Raw genomic sequence first — 21,272 nt, 5'->3', positions numbered from 1 at the left:
CGAATCCGCAGTTCACAGGGCCCGCTGACCCGGTCACCGTAACCCGGATCGGACGGTGCGGGGCCGGGTTCGGGGCACTCGCCGGGCGGGCCCGGCGGCCGCGCTGGCCGCGGGCGGCGCGGGTGGGCTAGGTTCGGCGCGTGGACTTCGCAGACGACCCCCAGGCGCTCCTCGACCGCGTCGAGGCGCTCGGTGCGGGCGGCGGGCGCGTGCTCATCGGCATCGCGGGCTGCCCGGGCGCGGGCAAGACGACCGCGGCCGCGTGGCTCGCGCGCACCCTCGCCGCGGGCGGCGTCCCGGCCGTGCAGGTCCCGATGGACGGCTTCCACCTCGCGAACGCCGAGCTGGTCCGGCTGGGCCGACGCGGCCGCAAGGGCGCGATCGACACGTTCGACGGCCACGGCTACCGGGCGCTCCTCGACCGCCTCGCCGCCGACCGCGAGGCGGTCGTCTACGCCCCCGAGTACGACCGCCGCGTCGAGGAGCCCGTGGCGGGCTCGATCGCGGTCCCGCCCGAGGCCGGGACCGTGGTGACCGAGGGGAACTACCTGCTCGACGAGTCCGGCCCGTGGCCCGCGGTCCGCGCGGCCCTCACCGAGGTCTGGTACTGCGAGACGCCCGAGCCGCTGCGCCTGGAGCGGCTCGTCGCGCGCCACGAGCGCTTCGGGAAGTCCCCGGAGCACGCCCGCAGCTGGGTCGCCGAGGTCGACGAGCGCAACGCCGACCGCATCCGCGCGACCCGCCACCGCGCCGACCTGGTCGTCGACTTCGAGGCCCTCGGCATAGGCAGGGCTCCAGGCCGTCCCTGACCCCCACCCGCCCGGGGACCGTAGGCGCAACCCTCCGCCGGGGGTCCGACAGGAACCGGCCCCCGGGGCCGCCGTGTCACCCGATCGGGGACGGATCGCCGCCCGCGTGCCGCGTGAACGGCGCGGTCAGGTGCGGGGTCGCGAGGTGCAGCGCGCCGTCGGCGCCCAGGATCCGCTCGCGCGAGCGCCGGGCCTCCCCGGGGTCCATCTCGTGCGCGTACGCCAGGCCCGGGTTCCGCAGCTGGATCGCGTGCACCAGGAGGTCGCCGGTGACGGCGGCGGTCTCGCGCCCGGCCTCGACGAGCACGCTCTGGTGGCCGGGCGTGTGGCCCGGGGTCGCCACGACGCGCTCGCCCGTGGAAAGCGCGGTGTCGCCGTCGAGCAGCCGCAACTGCCCCGCGTCCCGGAGCGGCGCGAGGAGGGACCCTTCCAGGCTCGGGTTGATCGACTCGATCGCGTCGGCCTCGTCGCGCTGCAGGAGGTATTCGGCGTTCGGGAAGTACGGCCGCCGCTCCGCGCCGACGACCGCCCACCCGACGTGGTCGGAGTGCAGATGCGTCAAGACCACAGTGGACACCTCGGCGGGGTCGACGCCCGCCTCCGCCAGCGACTCCGGCAGCCGGCCCGGCACCGGCGCCCACGCCGCCGCGAGGCTGTCGGCCGGGCCGATCCCCGCGTCCACCAGCGTCACGCCCCGCTCCGACCGGATCGCGAAGGCCCGGAACCGCAGCACCCACCGGCCCTCGGCGTCCACCGCGCCGGGGTCGAACGCGTCCGCGTCGGCCCACTGGGCCGCGCTCGCGTCCGGGAACGCCGTCGCCCGGGGGGAGAAGAACGGGCCCTCGCCGTCGTCGAGGGCGATCAGGGTGTGCGCGCCGAGGCGCAGCGAAGGAGGGGTCATCGCCCGATCCTGCCACGGATTTCCACCCCCATGACCTGCGGGGTTGCCATGGAGTGCACTCCAGGACGTAGGCTGCGGGCGTTCACGTCGACGAAGGGGGAGCGCGATGGCGCGCGTGGCGGTCACCGGAGGCAGCGGCAAGCTCGGCAGGGCCTGCGTACGGGATCTGGTCGAGCACGGCTGGGACGTCGTCAACCTCGACCGGCGCCCCTCGCCCGACCATCATGACGGCGTGGTGTTCTCGCAGGTGGACCTCACCGACTACGGCCAGGCCGTCGAGGCGCTGACCGCGATCGACGACCGGTTCGCCGGCGTCGACGCGCTCGTCCACCTCGCCGCGGTCCCCGCGCCCGGCCTCCAGCCGAACTCGGCCGTCTTCCGCAACAACATGCTCACCAGCTACAACGTGTTCGCGGCCGCGCGCCTCGCCGGGATCGAGAACCTCGTGTGGGCCTCCAGCGAGACCGTCCTCGGCCTCCCCTTCGAGACCCCGCCGCCCTACCTCCCCGTCGACGAGGCGTACGCGCCCCGCCCCGAGTCCACGTACTCCCTGGTGAAGACCATGGAGGAGGCCATGGTCGACCAGTTCTGCCGCTGGAACCCCGCGCTCAAGGCGATCGGCCTGCGCTTCTCCAACGTCATGTACCCCGAGGACTACGCGGCGTTCCCCGCGTTCGACGCCGACCCCGAGCTGCGCCGGTGGAACCTCTGGTCCTACATCGACGCCCGCGACGGCGCGCTCGCGATCCGCCGCGGCCTCGAACACCGGGGCACCGGCAAGGAGGTCTTCGTGATCGCCTCCCCCGACACCGTGATGACCACGCCCACCGCCGACCTCGTCGCCCGCCACTACCCGGACCTGGAGCTCACGCGTCCCGTCTCCGGCCACGAGACGCTCCTCTCGATCGACAAGGCCCGCAGGGTCCTCGGCTTCGACCCGCGGCACTCCTGGCGCGACCACGTCTGAGCCGCAACGGGTCGGGCGCGCCGTGCAACCCCGGGTCGGTTTCGGCGCATCTATGAGGTGCCGCCCGAACCGCCGAACCAGGAAGGCCGCTCGACCATGCGCCGAACCCCACTTTCACGCCTGCTCCCGCTCCTCGCCCTGCCGCTCCTCCTGACCGCCTGCGGCGGTGAGGAACCGGAGGAGGTGACGGCGGAGGACGTCGACCGCATCGAGCAGGCGATCATGAACGGCTCGGAGACCGCCTGGGAGCTGGTCCTGCTCGAGCGGCGCGTCGGGGCGATGTGCATGCAGGACCTCGGCTTCACGGTGAACGACCCGCACACCCTCTCCGGCAGCGTCGTCCCCGACCGGTTCACGGGCTTCGCCTCCCCGTACACCCGCATCCCCACGGTCGAGCAGGCCGAGCTGTTCGGCTTCGGGCTCTGGCCCCACTACCTCGACACCCCCGCCGCGGAGGAGATGCGCGAGCACCCCGAGCTCCTGGCGTTCACCGCCGACGACCAGGGCTGGACTGACCCGGACGCCGAAGCGGGCCACGCCGAGTTCGAGGCCGAATCGGACGAGTACCAGGAGGAGTGGAGCCGGGCCTTCCACGGCGACGAGCGCCACGAGTACCAGGAGGCGGTGAGCGAGGCGGTCGAGTCGGGCGCGGACTACGACGAGATCGGCCTCGAACTGCCGCCGTTCGGCGGCTGCGAGCTCGAGACGATCACCGCGGTGTACGGCGGGCCGGAGCTCCTCGAGGCCGAGGACGGCGACTACTGGGTCAAGCCCGGCCCCGGCGAGAGCCCGCTGACCTCGGTCGGCGACGGCGAGCTGTACACCGAGCTGTCCGCGTCGTACGCCGACCAGGAGGAGGCCTTCTTCGTCTGCCTCGCCGAGGGCGGGTACGAGGGCTTCGCGTTCGACGAGCTCGGCTGGCTGAACACTTACGACTTCATCGCGAACGGCGTCTACGACGCGGGCTTCGTGGTCGAGCTGGGGGGCGAGGAGGTCCTGGTCCCCGAGATCCCCGACGACGTGCGGGACGAGGCCGACGACCAGCAGTCCCTGGAGACCGCCGTCGCCGTGGACTTCGCGCGGTGCGCCCAGGACGCCGGCCTGCGCGACGGCCCCGAGGAGGACTGGGCCCTCATGTACACCGAGCGCCTGATCGGGAAGGAGACGGCGATCCTGGCCTGGCAGGAGGAGATCGACGGGTACTTCGCGAACGCCCAGGCGTACATCGAGGGCGAGTGAGGCCGCCGGCTCCGGCCGAGACCGGTGCGGGTGTCGGCCCCCGGGCCTACGATCGGGGCATGGCCGTGAATTTCAAGATCTGCATCGACGCCGCCGACCCCCACCTGCTCGCCGACTTCTGGGCCGCGGCGATGGGGTACGAGGTCGAGGACCATTCGGGGCTCATCGCGACCCTGCTCGAACAGGGGGTCGTCACCGAGGACCTCACGACCGAGGTCCACGGGCGCAGGGGCTGGAAGACCGCCGCGGCGGTCCGCGACCCCGACGCCCCGTTCGACCCGCACTCCGGCGTCGGCAAGGGCATGCGCCTGCTGTTCCAGACCGTGCCCGAGCCGAAGACCGTCAAGAACCGCGTCCACCTGGACCTCCACTACGGCCCCGACTCCTACGAGGCCGAGGCCGACCGCCTCGAAGGCCTCGGCGCGACCCGCCTGGGCGCGTACGACGAGGACGGCGCCAAGTGGATCCTCATGGCCGACCCCGAGGGCAACGAGTTCTGCTGCCACGCCTGACGACCGGCACGAGGGAGGAGAGGCCGGCCGACGAGGCGGCTGGACCCGGTATGTTCGAACTGGAAACGAGCAGAAGGTACACCGCAATGCCCACACCAGACCCGAACATCCGCCTCTCCAACGCCGACCGGGAAGCGCTCATCGCCCGGCTGCACGCCGCCACCGAGGAGGGCCGCCTCGACCTGGACGAGTTCGCCGAGCGCTCCACCGGCGTCTACCAGGCCAAGACCTACGCCGAGGTCGAACGCCTCCTCGCCGACCTCCCCGAGGACGGCCGCGCCGCGCTGGCGATCCCCAAGCGGGGGAAGGCCGTCGACGTGCCCGACCTCGTCCTCAAGCCCGTCCACAGCCGCGTCAAGCGCGAAGGCGCGTGGACCGTCCCGGCGCGCATCCGGTCGAAGCAGGTGCACAGCGGCGTCAAGCTCGACTGCCGCGAGGCCGAGTTCGCCGCCGCCGATATCGAGGTCGCGGTCGACCTCACCCACTCGCAGATGACGCTGGTCCTGCCGCGGCACGCCTCCGCGGTCGACGACGGCGTCGACCTGCACGGCGGCGCGGTCGTCAACAAGTGCTCGAAGGCGACCGACGGCCCGCGGTTCCACCTCACCGGCACCAGCCGCTACGGCAGGCTCACCGTCCGCTACGAGCGCCGGTTCCTGTGGTGGCGCTTCTGAACCCGACGCCCTGAAGCTTCGAGGGGCCGGCCGATCCGCACGGATCGGCCGGCCCCTCGCTTCGTTCCCGCGGCGACCCCGCCGCCGTCGCTCGTTCCGCCCCGCCGCCACCCCGCTGTCTCTCGTCCCGCCCCGCGGATCGCTCCGGCGCCCCGCCCCACGCCACCGGAGTGTCACCCGGGAAGCGGTGCCGCCCTTGCCGTGTCACCCGGTCCGGTAGCAGGTTGTTCACTATTCGCCACGCGATGTCCCCCTAACGGCGTAACTCGCACGCCTGAGCCTCGTTAATCCAACACCCCCCTCACATCTGCCCACCTGCGATCCCACCCGATTCCCACCGGTCGCGCCGCCCCCACCGGCGGTGCGATGCACCATCGAAAGCGAGAACACCATGACCACCATGGTTGTGTGCGTCCAGACCGTGCAAGCGGCCAGGGCGATATCCGCCAGCGCGTCCCGCATGGGCCAGTCGCTGGCGATCCGGACCGTCGACTGCGCCGCGGCCCTGCTGGTCGAGCTGCGCCAGCGGCTGGTCCAGACCGCCGTCATCGATTTCAAGCTCGCGGCGCCGAACCCGGTCGTCTTCGCGCAGAACCTGCGCTCGCGGTTCCCGCAGACCGCGCTGTTCATGTGCGGCGACGCCGAGCCGCGGATCGCGGCGATGGTCGTCGCGGCCGGCGCGCGCGGGGTCCTGCGCGCGCCCGCGTCCGGCGGCGACGCGCTGCTCGTCGCGTTCACGCAGGCGTTCCAGTTCGCCTGCCGCGCGGCGGCGGAGGCCGCGGAGGCGCTGCCGCGCCAGCGGCCGGGCCGCAACGGCTCGCTGCTGAGCAACCGGGAGCTGGAGGTCCTGTGGGCCATGTGCGAGGGGTTGACGAACGCGGAGATCGGTCAGCGCCTGCACGTCTCGGAGGACACCGTCAAGACCCATGCGAAGCGCATGTACAACAAGCTGGGCGCGCGGGACCGCGCGCAGGCGGTCGCCCGGGCGTTCCGCTCCGGGCTGGTCGCGTGAGGCGGGAGGCGCTCCGTTGGCGGTTGACTACGGATCGTTCCCGCTGGGATACTCGGCAGCTTCGGACCTCCGGTTGAAACGAGGCGATGCCGATGGCGCTCACTGAGGAGCACCGCGAGAAGTGGCTGCGGGTCCTCGGCGGCTACCCGGACGACGAGAAGCCCGATCCGGAGCACCGCCTCGCGGTGGAGACCTCCTGCTCGGGGTTCCTGGGGAACATGTGGACGCGGGCGACGATGCCCGAGGTGCAGGGGGTCTCGCTGGCGGAGCTGGAGACGGTCTTCGTGCAGTACCACCTGAGCCGGCCGGAGCCGTTCTCGGCCGCGATGCTCGCGGCGATGACGGAGCTGGCGGACGCGCCGGGGGGCCGCCGTGCGGCGGCGAAGGCCCTTGAGCGCCTTGGGAGGCTGGGGGTGCCGCCGCCGTCGTGGTACGGGGAGGAGATGACGCTGGGGGAGTGCTGGAAGGCCGGCGACGTGTACGGCGACCAGCTCACCTTCTTCTGCTCCTTCCACGCGCCCAGCGGGGACCAGGCCCTGTCCTACACGGTCGACTACTCGGAGTACCACTTCGACATGGTCGTGGACTGCGACGCGACGGGGGACCTCGACCGGCTGCTGGAGCTGCACCGGGTCCGGAACGCGAAGAGCCTGGACCGGCTGTTCGTGCCGGTGGAGGCCGATCCGGCGGAGGTGTCCGCGGGGACGCGGCGGTCGCTGGAGGACTGGGACATCTTCTGCGTGGAGGGCGACGCGCGGCGGCTGGCGCCGCGGTTCCTGATGCTGCGGGAGCTGTGGCGGGCGCGGCTGCGGCGGTTCCCGCGGGCCGAGCCGGCGGAGGTCCGGCAGCCGTCCGACGACGAGCTGTCGCTGTTCGCGTCGGGCTTCCTCAACCACCTGCTGGGCCGGATCCTGCTGGAGGCCAGGCATGTCGAGGCGATCCGGGAGCTGTGCTGGTTCCACGGGATCAACGGCCCGAAGGTGAGTCCGACGCGCGCGTACGTGTTCCTGGAGCGGTGGCTGCCGGCGAAGTACGAGCCGGGGGACCCGGTCGTGGAGGCGGTGCGGGACCTGTTCATCCCGTTCCTGCGCTGGACCGCGTCGGCGACGGACCTGGAGCCGATGGCGTGGCCGTACCTGAAGTTCAAGGCCGAGCGGTGGCTGGACGAGTTCCCGAGCTGGTCGGCGCGGGACCCGGACTGCGCGCGGTTCCCGCGTCCGCGCTCGCTGTGACGCGAAGGGGCGGGCCGCGTCAGCGGCCCGCCTCCGGGTGTGTTTCCTTGGTTTCGCTTGCGGCGCTTAGCGCTTGTTGAACTTCTTCTTGGCGAGCAGGTAGCCGAGGAGGGCCAGGGCCAGCGACCACGCGACGGTGAGGACCAGTTCCTTGGTCTCGACCGCGGTGCCGGACAGGAGGCTGCGGGTCACCTCGATGAACGGGGTGAAGGGCTGGTACTCGGCGAAGTAGCGGACCGCGGTGGGCATCGAGTCGGTGGGGACGAAGCCGGAGCCGAGGAACGGCAGGAGGATCAGGAACATCGGCGTGTTCGAGGCGGTCTCGACGGAGTCGGCGGAGATGCCGAGGGCGACGGTGAGCCAGATGAGGCCGAAGCCGATCAGGGCGATGACGCCGGCCAGGGCGAGCCAGTCGAGGCCGGAGGCCTCGGGGCGGTAGCCGATGGCGACGGCGACGCCGAGGACGGCGGCGGTGCAGAGGAAGACTTGGATCATGGAGCCGAGGACGTGTCCGGTGAGGACGGAGACCCGGGCGATCTTCATGGTGCGGAACCGGTCGATGATGCCCTCGGTCATGTCCATGGCGACCCCGATCGCGGTGCCCTGGACGACGGCGGCGATCGAGGAGATCAGGATGCCGGGCGTCACGTAGAACAGGTAGGCCTCGCGGCCGCCGGTCACGCCGCCGAGGCCGTTGCCCAGGGTCCCGCCGAAGACGTAGACGAACAGGAGCAGCAGGACCACGGGCATGCCCACGAGCATGATGGTCAGGGACGGGTAGCGGAGCATGTGCTTGAGCTGGCGGCGCAGCATCGTGCTGGTGTCGGAGAGGGTGTAGGCGAGCGTGCTCATCGGATTTCTGCTTTCTTCGGGTCGCGGAGGGGTGGGATTACTCGTTCTTGCCCTGGCCCGTGAGGGACAGGAAGACGTCGTCGAGGTCGGGGGTGTGGACGGTGAACTCGTCCACCTCGATCCGCTCGCGGTCGAGCGTGTCGAGGATCTTGCGCAGGGAGTCGACCGACGCGTCGGAGGGGACCTGCACGGTGAGCTGGTCGGCGTCGAACGAGCCGGCGTCGAGGACGCGGGCGGCGAGCTCGACCTGGTCGGCGCGGTGGAGCCGCAGCGAGACGTGGCCGCCGGGGACGAGCCGCTTGAGCTGCTCGGGCGTGCCCTCGGCGACGATCCGGCCGCCGTCGAGGACCGCGATGCGGTCGGCGAGCTCGTCGGCCTCCTCGAGGTACTGGGTGGTGAGGAAGATCGTGGTGCCGCCCTTGACGAGGTCGCGGATGATCGCCCACATGGTGCGGCGGCTGCGCGGGTCGAGGCCGGTGGTGGGCTCGTCGAGGAAGATGATCCGCGGGTCGCCCATGAGGCACATCGCGATGTCGAGGCGGCGCTTCATGCCGCCGGAGTAGGTCGACAGGGGGCGCTTGGAGGCCTCGACGAGGTCGAAGCGCTCGAGGAGGTCCTCGGTGCGGCGCTTGGTCTCCTGCTTGCCCAGGTGGTTGAGGCGCCCCATGAGCTGGAGGTTCTCGCGGCCGTTGAGCAGGCCGTCGACGGCGGCGAACTGGCCGGTGACCCCGATGATCCCGCGGACCTCGTCGGCCTCGCGGACCACGCTGCGGCCGCCGACGAACCCGTCGCCGCCGGAGGCGGGGAGGAGGGTCGACAGGATGTTCACGGTGGTGGTCTTGCCGGCGCCGTTGGGGCCGAGGAGGGAGAAGACGGTGCCTTCGGGGACCTCGATGTCGATGCCCTTGAGGACCTCGGTCTTGCCGTACGACTTGGTGAGGTTCCGGGCCTCGACGGCCAGGGTCTTGGTGGTCATGGTTCCTTCTTTCGAGGGTGGGCTTCCGGTTCCGGTTCGGTGTCCCGCGCCGGGCATGTGAGTACTGTGGCCGCGTCCGCTGACACGGTGCTGACACGGGCCTGACGGGCCGCGGCCCCCGGTGTCAGGGGGCGCGGCGGCGGGTAGAGGGCGAGGAGCATCCCGAGGTCCATCACGGTTCCGATCCGCGATCGCATGTCTAAAGTGGACGTTCAGAGGGCAGGGCTCCGCCCCTGCGGATCGCGGTGGCGGATCGGCCTCGAGGGCCGGGAGGCCTTGCGGCGGTTAGATGTCGAGGTCCTGGACGGGCGGCGCCTCGGCGCTGGCCGCGACCATCTCGTACAGCTCGGCCGGGATCTTCGCCTTGAGCTCCTGGAGCGTGTCGACCACGACGAGGGTCGACTCGCCGGTGTTCATGGCGTAGGTCTGCTCACCGAGTCCGAGGAGCTTGCGCCACCCGGTCTCGTCGGTCAGGTGCGTGTAGTCCGGGCTCTTCTCGGTGTGGAGCACGAACCTGCCGGACTTCGAGCGGTAGACGCGGAGGATCTCGGCGGTCCGGTTGTTCGAGCTGACCCACTCGCCGATCTTGACCCCGGTGAAGCGCTGGCGCTGCCGGTTCCTCCCGGTCCCGGGCCCGACGCGGACGGTGATCTCCTCGAAGCCCTCCAGGCGCCCCTCCTCGGCGTCGACGTAGCGCCGCAGCGCGGTCGAGATGGCCTTGGAGAGGTTGCCTCCGGCGAGCTCCTGCGCCCGGTTGTAGATCGGCAGGTCGCTGTCGGAGACGTAGATCGTCTTGTTGGGCATAGCGGCATCTTAACCTCCTTCCAGGGGGCGTCCTCGGTATACGCATAGACTATACGTATACGTAGAACTGTGCAAGTCCGGGTCCCGGATTTCCCCGGGGCACGGCGAAGGGCGGCCCCGCGACGACTCGCGGGACCGCCCTTCGGACGTCGTGGACCCGGCTACACGCCCTTCTGGGCCGCCAGCTGCGTCAGCTGCGCCTTCACGGTCTCCACCGCGTCGGCCGTCGCGGTCGGGATCGAGAACCGGACCGTCGAGTTCAGGTCCGGGGCCAGGAGCTCCGCGGAGTTGTCCGCCGCGAACACCACGTCCGTGTTCGCCTCGCCGACGACGAACACGACCTCCAGCTCGCGGATGCGGTCGTGGAACTCGCCCTCGGTCGCCCAGAACTCGACCTCCTGGTAGAACGGCACCGTCGCCCCCTGGATCGTCCCGAGCTCCAGGTCGGTCTCCTGGAACGCGAAGCCCAGCGACTCCAGCGCGTCCCACACCGCCTTGTGGACCGGCAGCGCCTCAACCGTCAGCCAGTCCAGGTCGCCCTTGTCCAGGGCCTGGTCCAGGTTCAGGTGCGTCGAGACGCCGAGCTTCATGCCGCCGACGAGCGGGCGCACCTCGACGTTGTTGAACGGGGTCTCCCAGGGCACCTGGACCTCGAACGGGATCGGGTGGGCCGTGCCCTTGGCGAGGTCGAACTTGCCCGAGACCTCCGCCTTGAAGTAGTCGTGGACCGCGCCGGCCGCGTCCTCGCCCTTGCTGTCGTCCTCGACCAGGGCGGTGAACTCGATCTCGACGCTCTCGACGGAGGCGTCCACCTCGGCGCCGGAGATCCGCACCTCGCCCTTGAGGGTCCCGCCGGGGACGACGTGCTTCTCGTGCAGGAGCGTGTCGACTTGGATGCCACTACCGAGAATGGCTTTGAGCTTGCTGAAGACCATTGGGGCGGTTCCTTTCGGAGGATCGCGGGAACGTCGCGGGGGGAACACGGACAGGGGGCAACCGCATCGTATCCCGGAAGCGCAGGCCACGGTGTGACAGGCGCGGTGCGACGGTCACGCGACTCCCGCGACCCGCTGGGCCGCAAAAGGAACTATTCGCCCCCGCGCTGCTGCGTCACCGGGATCGCCGGGTCGCCCGGCGACAGTTTCAGTCCCTCCCAGGGGATCGAGATCAACCGCTGCCGCAGCAGCTCCCGCGACTGCTCCAGCGTCGGCTGCGCCGCCAGCTCCCCGCCGCGGAACAGCGGCGTCTGCAGCAGCTTGTCGCCCGGCAGCGAGTCCGGCTCGCCCTGCGACACCACCACTTCCTCCACCGCGGTGCCCGTCGGCTTGTGCCGGCGCACCGCGATCTTGCGGCCCCCGTTGGTGCCCTTGTGCTCCGAGCGCTTCGCGACCGCCCGGCCCTCCACCTCGACCAGCTTGTAGACCAGCTGCGCCGTCGGCGCGCCCGACCCCACCACGACCGCCGTGCCCGCGCCGTAGATGTCCACCGGCGCCGCCGCCAGCGCCGCGATCGAGTACTCGTCCAGGTCGCCCGAGACCACGATCTTCGTATCCTTCGCGCCCAGCTCGTCGAGCAGCTCCCGCGCCATCGTCGCCATCACGTCCAGGTCGCCCGAGTCGATGCGGATCGACCGCAGCCGCGGCCCCGCCACCTCGACCGCGTTCCGGATGCCCTGCGTGATGTCGTACGTGTCCACCAGCAGCGTCGTGTCCGTGCCGAACGCGTCGATCTGCGCCTGGAACGCCGCCGTCTCCGACTCGTGCAGCAGCGTGAACGCGTGCGCGCTGGTGCCCGAGGTCGGCACCCCGTACCGGCGCCCCGCCTCCAGGTTCGACGTCGCCGCGAACCCGGCCAGGTACGCCGCCCGCGACGCCGCGATCGCCGCCGCCTCGTGCGTGCGCCGCGACCCCATCTCCAGGATCGGGCGCCCCCGCGCGGCCGTCACCATGCGCGCGGCCGCGCTCGCGATCGCGCTGTCGTGGTTGAGGATCGACAGCGTCAGCGTCTCCAGCAGCACGCACTCGGCGAACGTCCCCGTCACCGTGACGATCGGCGACCCCGGGAAGTACAGCTCGCCCTCGGGGTACACGTCGATGTCGCCCTTGAAGCGGTAGCCCGACAGCCACTCGGCCGTCGACTCCTTCACCACCCCGCGGGAGGTCAGGTCCTCCAGGTCGTCGTCCTCGAAGCGGAAGCGCTCGATGGCCTCCGAGAGGCGGCCGATCCCGGCGACCACGCCGTAGCGGCGGCCGGTGGGCAGGCGGCGCCCGAACACCTCGAACACGCACGGGAGCTCGGCCGTGCCGTCCCGGAGGGCGGCCTCCAGCATCGTGTACTCGTAGTGGTCGGTGTACAGGGGCGTGCGCGGGAGCGTGACGGACATAGGGGTGAGCGTAATGCACCCGCACCGGCCCCGGGCCCCGTGCGCGAGCGCCGCTCGCGGACCCCCGATTATTCCCTCCCGCCCCAGGTCGCGAGCTTCGTCTCACGCTCTGAGCGAGGGCTGGAGCGCCGATGTCGCCGCGTGTACGCTTGCTGACGTGTTGCGGATCGCGCATGAGCTGGTCGAAGCGATGGTCGCGCACGCCCGCGCGGACCATCCCGACGAGGCGTGCGGCCTCATCGCCGGCCCCGAGGGCACGGGAGCGCCTCAGAGGCACATCCCGATGACGAACGCTGCCCGCTCCACCACCTTCTACGAGTTCGACTCGGAGGAGTGGAAGCGCGAGTACGACCGCATGTGGGACAACGACGAGGAAGTCGTCGTGGCCTACCACTCCCACACCCACACCGAGGCCTACCCGTCGCGCTCCGACGCCGGCATCGCCTCCCAGCTGGGCCTGCCCGGCGCCCACTACGTGCTCGTGACCACGAAGGACCCCGAGACCGCCGAGGTCCGGTCCTTCCGCATCGCCGAGGGCGTCATCACCGAGGAGCCCATCGAGGTCACCGGTGCGCCCGAGGCCGTCCAGAGCTACAAGTTCGCGCACACGCCCGACTCCACGGTCTACGACTGTCACTGAGCCCCCGCCCCCCGGGCGGCACCGGTCCACGCAGCGCCCGGTGCTCTCAAGACACCGCGCCAGACACACAGAGCGGCCCCGCGCCCGCTCGAACAGCAAAGGAAACCCGCATGTCCATCGAAGTCCGCATCCCCACCATCCTGCGCCCGCACACCAAGAACGAGAAGGTCGTGACGGGCGAGGGCGAGACCGTCGACGCGCTCTTCACCGACCTCGACTCCCGGTACACCGGCCTGCGCGCCCGCGTGGTGACCGAGGAGGGGGCCCTGCACCGCTTCGTCAACATCTACATCAACGACGAGGACGTCCGCTTCATCGGCGGCCTCGAGGCCAAGCTCGCCGACGGCGACTCCGTGACCATCCTGCCCGCGGTCGCGGGCGGCATGTAAGACGGAGGGACCGCCGTGGCGCGCTACGACGACATCACCGCGACCGTGGGCGACACGCCCCTGGTCGGGCTGCCGCGGCTGTCGCCCTCGCCCGAGGTGCGGCTGTGGGCCAAGCTGGAGGGCGCGAACCCGACCGGCTCGGTCAAGGACCGCGTCGCCGCCAGGATGATCGCGGCCGCGGAGGCCGACGGCCTCCTGCACCCGGGCGCGACCATCCTGGAGCCGACCTCCGGCAACACCGGCATCGCCGTGGCGATGATCGCCCGCCGCAAGGGCTACAAGCTCGTCGCGGTCATGCCGGAGAACACGTCCGTGGAGCGGCGCCAGCTGCTCGCGGCGTTCGGCGCGGAGATCGTGTTCTCCCCGGCCGCCGGCGGCTCGAACGCCGCCGTCGCCAAGGCCCGCGCCATGGCCGCCGAGCGGCCCGACTGGGTGATGCTCAACCAGTACGCGAACCCGGCCAACGCCGCCGCGCACTACGAGGGCACCGGACCCGAGCTCCTGCGCGACCTGCCCGAGCTCACGCACTTCGTGGCCGGCCTCGGCACCACCGCGACCCTCATGGGCGTCGGACGCTACCTGCGCGAGCACGCGCCGGGCGTCCAGATCGTCGCGGCCGAGCCCCGCTACGGCGAGCTCGTCTACGGGCTGCGGAACCTCGACGAGGGCTTCGTGCCCGAGCTGTACGACGAGAAGGTCCTCGACCGGCGCCTCTCGGTGGGCACCGAGGACGCGCTGCGCCGCACCCGCGAGGTGCTCTCCGAGGAGGGCCTGTTCGTGGGCCTGTCCACGGGCGCGGTCCTGCACGCGGGCCTCGCGCTGGCGAAGGAGGCCGTGAAGGCCGGGCGCAGCGCCGACATCGCGCTGCTGGTCGCCGACGGCGGCTGGAAGTACCTGTCGACCGGCGCCTACTCCGACGTCCTCGACGACGCGGTGGACGCCCTCGACGGCCAGGTCTGGGCCTAGGGCCTGTCCTAGCCGGAGCGATACTCGGGGCCGGGCCCGCGCTGTGCGCGGGCCCGGCCTTGTCGCTACACGCGTCGCGGGGCCGGGTGCGGCGGCGGGGTCAGCCGAGGTTCGCCTGGGCGGCGAAGGCCGGGTCGATGCGCATGGTGCGGCCGATGTGGCCGGCCCAGGCGCGGGCGCGGGACAGCGGGTGGTCGGGGAACTGGCGGTCGAAGGCCGGGTCGTCGCCGCGGTGGAACGGCAGGCGCGAGCGCAGCTGCGGGTCGAACGGGTGCGGCATGGCCCAGTCGGTCGGCATCCCGAGCTGCGCCATGAGGGTCGCCTCGCGCAGGCCGGTCATGCCCGACTCGGCGGCGGCGTAGATCAGCTGCGCGTACACGGGGGTCTTGGGGACCGTGTAGATCGCCATGAAGACCTGCCCGGCGGGCAGGGCCGGGTGCGGGACCTTGACGACCTGGTAGATCACCGGCACGCCGGCGACGTCGTAGCGCTCCAACTCGACCAGGCACCCGGCCTCGCCGTACATGCCCGCGAACCCGCGCCGCAGCGCTCCGAGGTCGTGCATCCAGGACGGCTCGAAGGCCTGGCCCTCGACGACCTTGACCTCGATCTTGTCGTCGCTCCCGGGGTTGGCCCACGCCATGGGCCCGATCTGCTGGAGTCCGGTGGCGTCAAAGGTGATCGGCATCGCCGCAGCCTAATCGAGTCCGGTGCGTACTCGACCGCTCACGGCTCACGTCCCACTTCCGCACCAGTGACCGCCGCGGGGTGCACTCCCGAGAAGTCCTCAGTGGGTTGCTAGCCTGAGCTGATGACCACCGGCGACCAGCGCGCGTCCACCATCGGCAAGGCCACCAGGCTCCCGCGCCAAGGTGCTGCGCCGCAACCGGAGTCGACGTCCGCCAAGGGGCTGTCGCTCAAGGTCGAGGGCGCCGCGATCACGGGCCCGCGCCTGCCGGAGAAGCCGGCGATCCGCCTGCGCCGCCTCGCGGGCGTCGCGGCCTGGGCGCTCGTGCTCGTCCTCGCGGGCGTCGCCTCGTCCATCGTGGGCCTGTTCAAGATCTTCGGCGAGGGCGAGGCGTGGTTCACGCCCGCGTTCATCTCCGTCGGCGTCGTCGGGATGCTCCTGGCGATGATGGCGTTCGCGACCGTGCGCTTCAAGGGCGTGCCCTGGATGTTCATGGCCGCCTCGACGGTGACGCTCCTGGCCGCGTTCGCGATGCTGCGCCTGGCCTGAGCCCGCGCGGCGGCGGGCGGACCTCCCGCCCAGGGTGGGACCACCGCCGATCCTGCCCGCCCGCACCGACACGGACGCCCGTCGCGCACTGTCGGTGTGGTGATCGCCACGTTGTCATTTTGGCGACATTCCCGTGCTTACCAGGGGCGCTGAGCACCGGTTTGGACGTACTCTCGGAGCCCATGAACGACGCGCCCATCGGGATCTTCGACTCCGGTGTCGGAGGTTTGACCGTCGCGCGGGCGATCAGCGAACTGCTGCCGGCCGAGCGACTCGTCTACGTCGGCGACACCGCCCACGTCCCGTACGGTCCCAGGTCCATCGCCGAGGTCCGCAAGCTGTCGCTCGACGTCTGCGACCACCTGGTCCAACAGGAGGTCAAGGCGCTCGTGATCGCCTGCAACTCGGCCTCGGCGGCGAGCCTGGCCGACATCCGCGACCGCTACGACATCCCTGTCGTAGAGGTGATCCGGCCCGCCGTCCGCCGCGCCGTCGCCACGACGCGCACCGGCCGGGTCGGCGTGATCGGGACGGTCTCCACGATCTCCTCGGGCGCGTACCTGGACGCCTTCAACGCCGTCCCGGACGTCCAGGTGACCGCGGTCGCCTGCCCGGCGTTCGTGGATTTCGTGGAACGCGGTGTGACAACCGGCCGACAGCTCCTAGGCCTCGCCCAGGGGTACCTTGAGCCGCTACAGCAGTCCGACGTCGACACAGTCGTGTTGGGCTGCACCCACTATCCGCTGCTATCGGGACTCATCGGACTGGTGATGGGAGAGGACGTGACACTGGTGAACTCCGGAAGCGAGTGCGCCCGCGAACTCTACCGCGTGCTCACCGAGCGCGACATGCTGACCGCCAGGACCGACCCGCCCGCGCACCGCTTCCTCGCCACGGGGGACCCGGACGCGTTCACCAGGACCTCCCGGAGGTTCCTGGGGAACCTGTTCCCGAGCGCGGCCGCAGCCGTACTGGACAAGGTGGATCTGCCATGAAACTGACGGTCATCGGATGCGCGGGCTCGTTCCCCGCGCCCGACACGCCCTGCTCGTCCTACCTGGTCGAGGCGGGGGGCTTCCGGCTGCTGATCGACTTCGGCACCGGCTCGCTCGGCGAGCTCCAGAAGCACGTCGACCCGCACGAGCTCGACGCGGTCATCGTCACGCACCTCCACGCGGACCACTTCTTCGACGCCTGCGGCTACGCCGTCATGCGCCGGTACGCGCCCGAGGCCCCGCAGCACCCGGTCCCCCTCTACGGCCCCACCGGGGTCGGGGACCGCATCGTCGCCGCCTACGGCGGCCAGGGCGAGCTGTGCCATCCGTCGCTGCGCGACGTCTACGACTTCCGCGAGCTGCGCACCGGCAGCTTCGACCTCGGCCCGCTCACCGTCACCGTCGACCGGGTCGCGCACCCGGTGGAGACCTACGGCGTCCGCGTCGAGCACGCCGGCTCGTCCCTGGCGTACACGTCGGACTCCGGCCCCTGCCAGGCCCTGGAGTCGCTCGCCGCCCACTGCGACGTGTTCCTCGCCGAGGCCTCCTACATCGAAGGCCGCGACAATCCGAAGGACGTGCACCTCACCGGCAAGGAGGCGGGGGAGTACGCCACCAAGACCGGCGCCGGCCGCCTCCTGCTCACCCACCTGGTCGAGCCGTGGAACTCCCGCGAGTCCACACTCGCCGAGGCGAAGGCCGCGTACACCGGCCCCGTCGACGTCGTCCGCCCCGGGCAGGTCTTCGAGTTCTGACGGGCCGTCGAAGCCCGTTTGGCACGTTCCCGGGATACGGCCGTTGCACGCGCGCCGTAGCGTCGAAGGATGTCGAGCGACGCCAGCCCCCAGCAGTACCCCGGGCCGCCCAGCGGCCCGCAGTACGCGCAGCAGCCGCCTCCGGGCGCTTACCCGCCGCCCCAGGGCGCCTACCAGCCGCCTCCGGGCGACTACCACCAGCCGCAGCAGCCGGTCCCGTACGTCGAGCCCGGCGCGCCGCTGCCCCCGCAGGGCGCCGGCGGCCAGCCGCCGTACCTCCCGCCGGGCGCGTACGTCCCGGGCCCGCCGCCCCCGCCCCGCGGCGGCCGCGGCGCCAAGATCGCCGTCGCCACCATCCTCTCCGTGGTGCTCGTCGCCGCCGTCGGCGCGGTCGTGCTCTTCAAGTTCGTCCTCAAGGGCGGCCCCGACCCGGCCGAGAGCTTCCCCGCGTCCGCGAGCATGTACCTCGAGTTCAACCTCGACCCGTCGTTCGACCAGACGCCCAAGCTCCTCGAGCACCTCTCCAAGTTCGAGGACCTCGACTACGACTCCACCGACGACCTCCTGGCCGACCTCCTCGAGGAGTCCGGCCTCGAAGGCGTCGACGCCGAGGAGGACCTCTCCTCCTGGCTCGGCAACCGCCACGGCCTCGCCATGTGGGACCACGACGGGCAGCCGTACGCGGTCGTGAGCCTCGCCAGCACCGACGCGGGCGCGGCCGAGGACGGCCTCGCGAAGATCCGCGCCGCCGCCGGCGCCGACGAGGACCAGATGGCCTACACCGTCGAGGACGACCACGTCCTCATGGTCGTCGGCGAGACGGGCGCGGCCGCCGCGCTCGACGCCGCCGAGAGCGAGGCCGGCGCCGACCCGCTCTCCGCGTCCGCCGGCTACGACGAGGCCCGCTCCTGGCTCGACGGCGACCAGCTCGCCGTCTACTGGGTCGACATGGACGCCGTCGCCGAACTCGCCGAACTCACCGGCGAGGACGCCGAGCTGTTCTCGCAGTTCTACTCCGGGCAGCTCATCGCCGGCTTCTCCGCCTTCGACGAGGGCTTCGAGCTCACCTACCGCCTCTTCGGCGACGAGGACGACCCCTGGACCGGCTCCGAGGACCTCCTCGCCGGCATGGGCGACCTGCCCGCCGCCGACGTCGCCGCCACCGCCTACATCCCCGAGAACATCGGCGAGCTCGCCGAGGAGGCCCTCGGCGCCTACGAGGACTTCTACGGCGCCGACGACTACGCCGAGCCGGCCGAGCCCGCCGGGGACCCGCTGACCGCCGAGGAGTACGCCGAGTACCTCGAACTCCAGACCGGCTACTACGCGGACACCCTCACCCCCGAGGACGAGGCCCGCTACCTCGAACTCGACTCGCGCTACTGGGCGGCCGGCACCGTCGACGACCCGTGGGTCGACGACTACGACTACGGCCCCACCCAAGAGGAGATCGAGGCCATGGTCACCGAGTTCACCGACCTCCTCGCCGGGGCCAGCCTCAGCGTCGCGGGCGACTTCGACGCCGACGAGGGCGTGAACCCCGAGTCCATGCTCCTGTCGGCCCGCCTCGCCGAGGACCGCGCCGCCGACCTCCAGGCGCTCGTCGAGGAACTCGTCGCCGAGGAGGGCGGCTCCCTCCCCGAGGGCGTCACCGCCGAAGGCGCCGAGATTTCCTACACCGGCAGCGAGACCGCGTCCGGGACCCTCTCCGAGGACGCCCGCTTCAGCGACTTCGCCGCCGCCGCGCCCGACCAGGCCGCCGTCGCGGTCTGGGTCGACCTCGCCGCCGCCGTCGAGACCTACCCGGAGGACTTCGAAGGCGCCCAGGCGCTCTCGGCCTTCGCGTGGGCCCACGGCTCCGACGGGGGCGACGGCACCGGCGTCCTGCGCCTGTACCTGACCGATTGAGACGCGAGGTGCGGGACCGGTCGCGCTAGGCTCGACGCGTGACCGATCCCGCACTGCACCCGCTGGCCAAGCGCTGGCCCTCCGCGGAGCGGCTCGTCGCCGAACCCGGGTCGACGCGCAGCCCCTCCCAGCGCGACCGCGCCCGCATCCTCCACTCCGCGGGCTTCCGCCGCCTCGCCGACAAGACCCAGGTCCACACCGCCGGCACCGACGACTTCCTGCGGACCCGCCTCACCCACTCCCTCGAGGTCGCCCAGATCTCCCGCGAGCTCGGCTCCGCGCTCGGCTGCGACCCCGACGTCGCCGACGTCGCCGGCCTCGCCCACGACCTCGGCCACCCGCCCTTCGGCCACAACGGCGAGGACGCCCTCCACGAGGTGTCCGGCCCCTGCGGCGGCTACGAGGGCAACGCCCAGACCCTCCGCGTCGTCTCCCGCCTCGAGGCGAAGACCCTCGACGAGCACGGCGAGTCCGTGGGCCTCAACCTCACCCGCGCCTCCCTCGACGCGATGTGCAAGTACCCCTGGCCCGCCGCCGAAGGCGTCCGCAAGTTCGGCTTCTACGAGGACGACCGGGCGGTCTTCGAATGGTTCCGCGGCGGCGCCCCCGCCGGCGCGAAATGCCTCGAGTCGCAGGTCATGGACTGGTCAGACGACGTCGCCTACTCCGTGCACGACGTCGAGGACGGCATCTACGGCGAGTACATCAACCTCGCGAAGCTCCTCGACGACGCCGGCGAGCAGGCCGCCGTCTGCGAGGCCGCCGCCGGCCGCTACACCGACGAGTCGCCCGCCGTCCTCGGCGAGGCCCTCAAGGACCTCCTGCGCGACCCCGCGCTCGCCGCCCTCCACGACTACGACGGCTCCTTCCGCGCCCAGGCCGCCCTCAAGAACTTCACCTCGAACACGGTGGGCCGCTTCGTGAAGGCCGCCGCGAAGGCCACCCGCGAGCAGTTCGGCGACGGCCAGCTGCGCCGCTACGACGCCGACCTCGTGGTCCCCCGGGAGGAGCGCGTCAAGTGCGCCCTCCTCAAGGGCATCGCCTGGCGGTACGTCATGGGGCCGCGCACCTCGGCCTCCTGGTACACGCGCCAGCGCGAGATCCTCCACGACCTCGTCGCGATCCTGTGCGACCGCGGCGCGGGCGCACTCGACCCGATGTTCGCCGAGGCCTACGACCGCGCCGGCGACGACGCCGCGCGCCTGCGCGCCGTGGTCGACCAGGTCGCCTCCCTGACCGACGCCTCCGCCGAGTCCTGGCACCGCCGCCTGACCACGGCGTGATCTGAGAAAAATTGTTCAGACCTGCGTGTCGTCCCCGGATTCCGATATCCTCGTAGGCACCTTCCATGGCATGGCTTACACCAAAGGAGGTGCCGTCATGACGCGCACCATGATCGATCTCGACGACGACCTGGTGGCCGAGGTCAGCAAGGCCCTCGGCACCCGGACCAAGAAGGACACCGTCAACTCCGCGCTCAAAGAAGTCCTGGAGACCCGCCGCCGGGCGATGGCGCTGGCGCGCCTCCGCACCCTGGTGGAAGACGGGGCCATCGATTCCGAGCTCTTCGAAGACAAGAAGAACTATCGGCGATGACTCCAGCGCGCTACCTCATCGACACCAGTGCACTTTCCAAGATCCTCCGCGGCGGCGGCGAGTCGTACGGATGGGACCGGGCGGCGGAGGCCGGGCTCATCGCATACTGCGACACGGTCGAACTGGAGTACCTGTTTGGTGCTCGCTCCCTCGACGACAGGAGGTCGATCCTGTCGATCATGGAGAACATGTTCGGCTGGGTGCCGACCGATGAACGGATGTTCCGTCGCGCGGCAGAAGTGCAGAACGAACTCACCAAACGCGGGGAGCATCGAAGCGCAGGTGCCGCAGACCTGCTGATCGCGGCCACGGCGGAACTGCACGATCTGACGTTGATCCACCGCGACAACGATTTCAAGTGCGTAGCAGCCGTCACCGGCCAAGCCCTCGAATGGATGGGCGTGAGCAGCTGACCTTCATCTCCC

The 21,272-nt window shown here is 71.4% G+C and carries 24 protein-coding genes; 17 read left to right on the top strand and 7 right to left on the bottom strand.

Annotated elements, in window-relative coordinates:
• Nucleotides 1-140: 140 nt before the first annotated feature.
• Entirely contained in the window at nt 141-809 is a 669-nt protein-coding gene (locus ABD419_RS18950) for a nucleoside/nucleotide kinase family protein (RefSeq protein ID WP_344489541.1), read from the top strand.
• A gap of 76 nt (nt 810-885) precedes the next feature.
• On the opposite strand, the gene ABD419_RS18945 is transcribed toward ABD419_RS18950, so the two are convergent.
• Nucleotides 886-1,710, bottom strand: a complete 825-nt coding sequence (locus tag ABD419_RS18945; protein ID WP_344489538.1) for an MBL fold metallo-hydrolase — start codon at nt 1,708-1,710, stop codon at nt 886-888.
• Between the two features lie 106 nt (nt 1,711-1,816).
• Between ABD419_RS18945 and ABD419_RS18940 the strand changes: the two genes are divergently transcribed.
• From ABD419_RS18940 to ABD419_RS18915, 6 genes are all read left to right on the top strand, one after another.
• Nucleotides 1,817-2,677 (top strand): NAD-dependent epimerase/dehydratase family protein, encoded by an 861-nt coding sequence (locus ABD419_RS18940; protein WP_344489535.1) that lies wholly within the window; start codon nt 1,817-1,819, stop codon nt 2,675-2,677.
• A gap of 96 nt (nt 2,678-2,773) precedes the next feature.
• Nucleotides 2,774-3,916, top strand: coding sequence for a hypothetical protein (locus ABD419_RS18935; protein ID WP_344489531.1), 1,143 nt, complete (start codon nt 2,774-2,776; stop codon nt 3,914-3,916).
• A gap of 59 nt (nt 3,917-3,975) precedes the next feature.
• On the top strand, nt 3,976-4,428 hold the full coding sequence (locus ABD419_RS18930; protein ID WP_344489530.1) for a VOC family protein: 453 nt from the start codon (nt 3,976-3,978) through the stop codon (nt 4,426-4,428).
• Nucleotides 4,429-4,514: 86 nt separating this feature from the next.
• The gene (locus tag ABD419_RS18925) at nt 4,515-5,102 is read left to right on the top strand and encodes a DUF1707 SHOCT-like domain-containing protein (RefSeq protein WP_344489527.1); all 588 of its coding nucleotides are present in this window, start codon (nt 4,515-4,517) and stop codon (nt 5,100-5,102) included.
• Between the two features lie 391 nt (nt 5,103-5,493).
• Complete coding sequence (locus ABD419_RS18920) at nt 5,494-6,114, top strand: helix-turn-helix transcriptional regulator (RefSeq protein WP_344489524.1); 621 nt, start codon at nt 5,494-5,496, stop codon at nt 6,112-6,114.
• Between the two features lie 92 nt (nt 6,115-6,206).
• Nucleotides 6,207-7,346: a hypothetical protein gene (locus ABD419_RS18915; RefSeq protein WP_344489521.1), complete on the top strand. Its 1,140-nt coding sequence runs from the start codon at nt 6,207-6,209 to the stop codon at nt 7,344-7,346.
• Nucleotides 7,347-7,412: 66 nt separating this feature from the next.
• On the opposite strand, the gene ABD419_RS18910 is transcribed toward ABD419_RS18915, so the two are convergent.
• From ABD419_RS18910 to ABD419_RS18890, 5 genes are all read right to left on the bottom strand, one after another.
• Nucleotides 7,413-8,198 carry an ABC transporter permease gene (locus tag ABD419_RS18910; protein ID WP_344489518.1) on the bottom strand — a complete coding sequence of 262 codons (786 nt, stop codon included), beginning with the start codon at nt 8,196-8,198 and terminating at the stop codon, nt 7,413-7,415.
• 37 nt (nt 8,199-8,235) lie between these two features.
• Nucleotides 8,236-9,174, bottom strand: coding sequence for an ATP-binding cassette domain-containing protein (locus ABD419_RS18905; protein ID WP_344489515.1), 939 nt, complete (start codon nt 9,172-9,174; stop codon nt 8,236-8,238).
• A 285-nt stretch (nt 9,175-9,459) separates the two neighbouring features.
• A complete protein-coding gene (locus ABD419_RS18900; protein ID WP_344489512.1) occupies nt 9,460-9,978 on the bottom strand; it encodes an EXLDI protein in 519 nt (172 codons plus the stop codon).
• A 161-nt stretch (nt 9,979-10,139) separates the two neighbouring features.
• A complete protein-coding gene (locus ABD419_RS18895; protein WP_344489509.1) occupies nt 10,140-10,913 on the bottom strand; it encodes a sporulation protein in 774 nt (257 codons plus the stop codon).
• Between the two features lie 152 nt (nt 10,914-11,065).
• Nucleotides 11,066-12,361 carry a nicotinate phosphoribosyltransferase gene (locus tag ABD419_RS18890; RefSeq protein WP_344489506.1) on the bottom strand — a complete coding sequence of 432 codons (1,296 nt, stop codon included), beginning with the start codon at nt 12,359-12,361 and terminating at the stop codon, nt 11,066-11,068.
• A 157-nt stretch (nt 12,362-12,518) separates the two neighbouring features.
• Here ABD419_RS18890 and ABD419_RS18885 point away from each other — a divergent pair, with 157 nt between their 5' ends.
• The 3 genes from ABD419_RS18885 to ABD419_RS18875 all read left to right on the top strand — a co-directional run bounded on the left by ABD419_RS18885 (nt 12,519) and on the right by ABD419_RS18875 (nt 14,356).
• Entirely contained in the window at nt 12,519-13,001 is a 483-nt protein-coding gene (locus tag ABD419_RS18885; protein WP_344489503.1) for a M67 family metallopeptidase, read from the top strand.
• Between the two features lie 110 nt (nt 13,002-13,111).
• Nucleotides 13,112-13,390, top strand: coding sequence for a MoaD family protein (locus ABD419_RS18880; RefSeq protein WP_344489501.1), 279 nt, complete (start codon nt 13,112-13,114; stop codon nt 13,388-13,390).
• A gap of 15 nt (nt 13,391-13,405) precedes the next feature.
• Nucleotides 13,406-14,356, top strand: coding sequence for a PLP-dependent cysteine synthase family protein (locus tag ABD419_RS18875; protein ID WP_344489499.1), 951 nt, complete (start codon nt 13,406-13,408; stop codon nt 14,354-14,356).
• A 100-nt stretch (nt 14,357-14,456) separates the two neighbouring features.
• On the opposite strand, the gene ABD419_RS18870 is transcribed toward ABD419_RS18875, so the two are convergent.
• Nucleotides 14,457-15,044: a hypothetical protein gene (locus tag ABD419_RS18870; protein ID WP_344489497.1), complete on the bottom strand. Its 588-nt coding sequence runs from the start codon at nt 15,042-15,044 to the stop codon at nt 14,457-14,459.
• Between the two features lie 123 nt (nt 15,045-15,167).
• Here ABD419_RS18870 and ABD419_RS18865 point away from each other — a divergent pair, with 123 nt between their 5' ends.
• The 7 genes from ABD419_RS18865 to ABD419_RS18835 all read left to right on the top strand — a co-directional run bounded on the left by ABD419_RS18865 (nt 15,168) and on the right by ABD419_RS18835 (nt 21,260).
• Complete coding sequence (locus ABD419_RS18865) at nt 15,168-15,593, top strand: hypothetical protein (RefSeq protein WP_344489495.1); 426 nt, start codon at nt 15,168-15,170, stop codon at nt 15,591-15,593.
• Between the two features lie 182 nt (nt 15,594-15,775).
• The gene (gene murI, locus ABD419_RS18860) at nt 15,776-16,588 is read left to right on the top strand and encodes a glutamate racemase (RefSeq protein ID WP_344489492.1); all 813 of its coding nucleotides are present in this window, start codon (nt 15,776-15,778) and stop codon (nt 16,586-16,588) included.
• Nucleotides 16,585-17,343, top strand: a complete 759-nt coding sequence (locus tag ABD419_RS18855; RefSeq protein WP_344489489.1) for an MBL fold metallo-hydrolase — start codon at nt 16,585-16,587, stop codon at nt 17,341-17,343. Before murI ends, ABD419_RS18855 begins: the two co-directional genes overlap by 4 nt.
• Nucleotides 17,344-17,412: 69 nt before the next feature.
• Nucleotides 17,413-19,251, top strand: a complete 1,839-nt coding sequence (locus tag ABD419_RS18850) for a hypothetical protein (protein ID WP_344489486.1) — start codon at nt 17,413-17,415, stop codon at nt 19,249-19,251.
• 53 nt (nt 19,252-19,304) lie between these two features.
• Nucleotides 19,305-20,534, top strand: coding sequence for a deoxyguanosinetriphosphate triphosphohydrolase (locus tag ABD419_RS18845; protein WP_425556130.1), 1,230 nt, complete (start codon nt 19,305-19,307; stop codon nt 20,532-20,534).
• 97 nt (nt 20,535-20,631) lie between these two features.
• A complete protein-coding gene (locus tag ABD419_RS18840; RefSeq protein ID WP_344489480.1) occupies nt 20,632-20,847 on the top strand; it encodes a type II toxin-antitoxin system VapB family antitoxin in 216 nt (71 codons plus the stop codon).
• The gene (locus ABD419_RS18835) at nt 20,844-21,260 is read left to right on the top strand and encodes a PIN domain nuclease (RefSeq protein ID WP_344489477.1); all 417 of its coding nucleotides are present in this window, start codon (nt 20,844-20,846) and stop codon (nt 21,258-21,260) included. The genes ABD419_RS18840 and ABD419_RS18835 overlap by 4 nt, the downstream gene beginning before the upstream one ends.
• Nucleotides 21,261-21,272: the final 12 nt, after the last annotated feature.

It is taken from the genome of Glycomyces endophyticus, assembly GCF_039531525.1.
GTDB classification, from domain to species: domain Bacteria; phylum Actinomycetota; class Actinomycetes; order Mycobacteriales; family Micromonosporaceae; genus Glycomyces; species Glycomyces endophyticus.
The sequence above is the reverse complement of the archived record's forward strand: the minus strand, read 5'-3'. Positions and strand labels throughout refer to the sequence as shown.